General features: G+C 67.4%; 2 protein-coding genes. Both read right to left on the bottom strand.

Translation table 11 applies throughout. The features are described from left to right. Window positions 1-149: 149 nt before the first annotated feature. Window positions 150-1,397, bottom strand: a complete 1,248-nt coding sequence (locus FOY91_RS21015; RefSeq protein WP_145155969.1) for a putative DNA modification/repair radical SAM protein — start codon at window positions 1,395-1,397, stop codon at window positions 150-152. Between the two features lie 9 nt (window positions 1,398-1,406). Beyond that, window positions 1,407-2,801, bottom strand: a complete 1,395-nt coding sequence (locus tag FOY91_RS21010; RefSeq protein ID WP_145155967.1) for a peptide MFS transporter — start codon at window positions 2,799-2,801, stop codon at window positions 1,407-1,409. Window positions 2,802-2,940 lie beyond the last annotated feature (139 nt).

The raw sequence follows: 2,940 nt of genomic DNA, 5'->3' as shown, positions 1-2,940 counted from the left end.
ATACCACCCACTCCGTCACCCCGGACCTGTTCCGGGGTCCACCGGGACACGAGCCGGCGCTTCGAGATCAGACGCTTCGCCTGTTCCTTGGTGAACCCCGGCACAAGGCCGGGACGACGGAAGCGTCGGTGTCGCGTCGGGAACTGCCCTCAGGCCGCAAACAATTCCATCTGCTTCACCGGCGGGGCGATGCGCGCCTTCAGGTCCACCCGGTCGATCAGCCCGGTCGGCGTCCAGTCGGCGGCGGTGATGAACGGGCGCAGCTTCGCGACCGAGACGGTCAGCCGCCCGATGTCTTCCAGTCGCAACCGCCGCCAGCGACGCGACAGCAGGATCGCCTTGACCGCCTTCACCCCCAGCCCCGGCACGCGCAACAGCATCTCGCGCGGCGCGGTGTTGACGTCGACGGGGAAGTTCTCGCGGAACTTGAGCGCCCACGCCATCTTCGGATCGATGTCGAGTGGCAGCATCCCATCCGCGCCAGTAGCGGAGACGACCTCCTTCGGGGTGAAGCCGTAGAAACGCATCAGCCAGTCCGACTGATACAGCCGATGCTCGCGCATCAGCGGCGGGCGCTGCAACGGCAGGATCGCGCTGGCATCCGGGATCGGGCTGAACGCCGAATAATAGACGCGGCGCAAACCGAAGCGATCGTACAGGCCGCTCGCGGTCGTCACGATCTCGCCGTCGTTGGCGCTGTCCGCCCCGACGATCATCTGGGTGGACTGGCCGGCGGGCGCGAACCTGGGTGCGGACTTGTATTTCTTCTTCGCGTCGTGACCGTCGTCGATCGACCCCTTGATCCCGCGCATGGCCCCCGCGATGCCCGCCGCCGACTTCTCGGGCGCAAGCCGTTTCAGCCCGCGCTCGGTCGGCAGTTCCACGTTGATCGACAGGCGATCGGCGTACAGGCCGGCCTGATGAATCAGCTCGGGGTCGGCATCGGGGATCGTCTTGAGGTGGATATAGCCGCGAAATCCGTGATCCTCGCGCAGCGATCGCGCGACCTCGACGATCTGCTCCATCGTGTAATTCGAGGAGGATATGATGCCCGAGGAGAGGAACAACCCCTCGATATAGTTGCGCCGGTAGAAGGCGAGAGTGAGCTTCACCACCTCCTGCGCGGTGAAGCGGGCGCGGCGCACGTTGCTGCTCTTGCGATTGATGCAATAATGGCAGTCGAAGATGCAGCTGTTGGTCAGCAGGATCTTGAGTAGCGAGATGCAGCGGCCATCCGGCGCATAGGCGTGGCAGATGCCCATGCCCTCGGTCGAGCCGATGCCGTCCGCCTTGCCGGCGCTGTTGCGCTTGGTGGTGCCGGACGACGCGCAGGACGCATCATATTTGGCGGCATCGGCGAGGATCGCCAGTTTCTCGCGGGTGTCGAGCTGCGCCATATGTTCTATCTATGTTCGATGCCCCGATTTGTCCAGTAGCGGGGCCGGGGCGAGCAGGTGGCCGAACAGCGCGCGGGCGCCCAGCAGCAGCAGCCCGGCCACCCCGATCAGCCCCGCATGCATCAACCAGAAGGAGGCGGCGGGCATCGCATCCAGCTTGCCGCCCAGCCAGCCCACCAGCATGTTGGCGGCGAAGAAGTGCAGGTAGAAGATGCCGATGATCGTCGATCCGAGCGCCGGCGGCGACGCCCGCGAATAGAGCGCCAGCGCCACCGGGAACACGTTGGCGATGCCGATGCTGTTGACGACGTGGAACACGATCAGCCACGCGACGGGCGTCTTCACCCCCGTGGCGGCGGCGTGCGCGGCGCAGGCGGCCAGCACCAGCGGCGCCAGCAGCGCGATCATCGTGCCGAGCGCGATCTTGGTAATCTCGTCCGGCTCCGGGAAGCGCCTCGCCCAGAGCCGCCAGAACGCCACCGCGCCGACGAGGAACGCCACCGAGGTGATCGAGTCCAGCGTGATGAGCCACGTCGTCGGCATCGTCCGGCCGAACAGGGTGAAGTCCACGCTTTCCTGCGCCCACACCAGATAGGCGTTGAAGATCTGCATGTTGCCGCACACCGCCACCGCCAGTACGGGCAACAGGCCGATCAGCAGGGCGATCGTCTTCCCCTCGCCGGGTGCCAGCGCCACCTTCGGCCCGCGCGTGCCGCGCGTCGTCTCCGGCGGCAGGTAGCGGCGCCCGGCGAGATAGATGGCGAGGCCCAGCAGCATCCCCACGCCCGCCGCGCCGAAGCCGTAATGCCAGCCGTACAGCTCGCCCAGCGTGCCGCAGATCAGCGGGGCGGCGATCACCCCGCCGTTGATGCCGAGATAGTAGATCTGGAACGCATCCGCCCGCCGCAGATCGCCCGACGCATACAACCCGCCCACCTGCGCGGCGATATTGCCCTTGAAGCAGCCGCAGCCGAGGATCAGGCAGGCCAGCGCGATCAGGAAGCTGACATCGAATGCCATCAGGAAATGGCCGGCCACCATCAGCATCGCCCCCAGCGTCACCGTGCGGGTGCGGCCCAGCACGCGATCGGCGAGCAGCCCGCCGAGGATCGGGGTGAGGTAGATCAGGCCGGCGTACAGCCCGAAGATGGCCGAGGCGAGCGCCTGCACCGACAGCGGCCCGTACGCCCCCTCCAGCGCGGCGCGGAAAGCCGGGAAGCCGGCGACGTTCTCCACATGACCCGGCAGCAGGAGCTGGCCGACCATGTAGAGCACGAGCAGCGCCTGCATCCCGTAGAAGGAGAACCGCTCCCACGCCTCGGCGAAGGCGAGGTAGGCAAGGCCGCGCGGGTGGCCGAGGAAGGCGCGGTCGTCATCGGGCAGGGTGGGGGAGAGCGTCGCCATCGGCAGTCCTTGTCAGGCGCGAAACGGCGGATCGTAGTCGTGGATGGGGGCGCCGTCGATGGTGGCGCGGCCGTGCCTAGCCAACCGAGTCCAGCACCGCGCCCACGATGTCCGGCGAGGGGCCGCTGAGGGTAGGGGC

The sequence above is a fragment of the Alterirhizorhabdus solaris genome (genome assembly GCF_007785815.1).
Taxonomy (GTDB): Bacteria; Pseudomonadota; Alphaproteobacteria; order Sphingomonadales; family Sphingomonadaceae; genus Alterirhizorhabdus; species Alterirhizorhabdus solaris.
Note: the sequence above shows the minus strand (reverse complement) of the source record. Positions and strands in the feature narration are given on the sequence as shown.